Annotated in this window: 1 protein-coding gene; it reads left to right on the forward strand. The window is 61.4% G+C overall.

The annotated features are described in order from the left end of the window. On the forward strand, positions 1 to 1,026 hold a 1,026-nt coding region (locus tag ABYB95_RS23945; RefSeq protein ID WP_372662999.1), incomplete at both ends, for a thiamine pyrophosphate-binding protein.

Raw genomic sequence — 1,026 nt, forward strand, 5'->3', positions numbered from 1 at the left:
CTGATTGAGATGGGGGTGACTACCTTGTTCGGTTACCCAGGTGGTGCGGTATTGCCGCTCTACGACGCCTTGTTCGAGGACGCGCGGTTGAAGCATGTGTTGGTGCGACACGAGCAAGCCGCTGTGCATGCAGCTGAAGGCTACGCTCGCACCACCGGGAAAGTCGGCGTGGTTCTGGTGACATCCGGCCCCGGCGTCTGCAACACCATCTCGGGCTTGGTCGACGCGCTGTGTGACTCGGTTCCCATTGTCTGCATCAGCGGCCAGGTGTCTTCGCTTCTGCTCGGTACCGACGCATTCCAGGAGTGCGATGCCGTCGGCCTCACCCGATCCGCCACCAAGTGGAACCACCAGATCAAAACCGTTGATGAGGTGGCTGGCGTGGTGCGCAAGGCATTCAGCGTGGCGGCGGGCGGGCGGCCCGGGCCTGTGGTCATTGATTTTCCTAAAGACCTCCAGCAACAGTTGTCCAAACCGCAGCCCGCACTGCGGGCACCAGCCCTGGTTGTCCCGCTGGCGAACCGGATTTCGCGCGAGCGCGTCAAGACGGCCGCCGCCATGATCCGCGCTGCGAAACGTCCCGTTTTCTATGGCGGCGGTGGTTTGGTCAATTCCGGTGAAACTGCCTGTGCCCGTTTTACGCGTGTGGTTCAGGCAACGGGTGCGCCTTGCACACTGACGCTGATGGGTTTGGGGGCCTATCCGGCAAGCGATCCCCAGTTCCTCGGCATGTTGGGCATGCACGGCACGGTAGAAGCCAACCTAGCGATGCATGAAGCCGATCTCATCATCGCCGTCGGCGCCCGCTTTGACGACCGCATCACGGGCCGGCTCAAGGATTTTGCACCGCATGCGAAGAAAATCCATATCGACATAGACCCAGGTTCGATCAACAAAATTGTGAAGGTTGACCTGCCGATGGTTGCCGATTGCGGCGCTGCGCTGGCGCTGCTGGAAGAGGAACTCGCTGCACAGCTTGCACCAACGGACACGTCTGCGTGGTGGTCGCGAATCACCACCTGGCGC

The organism is Hydrogenophaga sp. (assembly GCF_041633695.1).
GTDB lineage: Bacteria > Pseudomonadota > Gammaproteobacteria > Burkholderiales > Burkholderiaceae_C > Hydrogenophaga.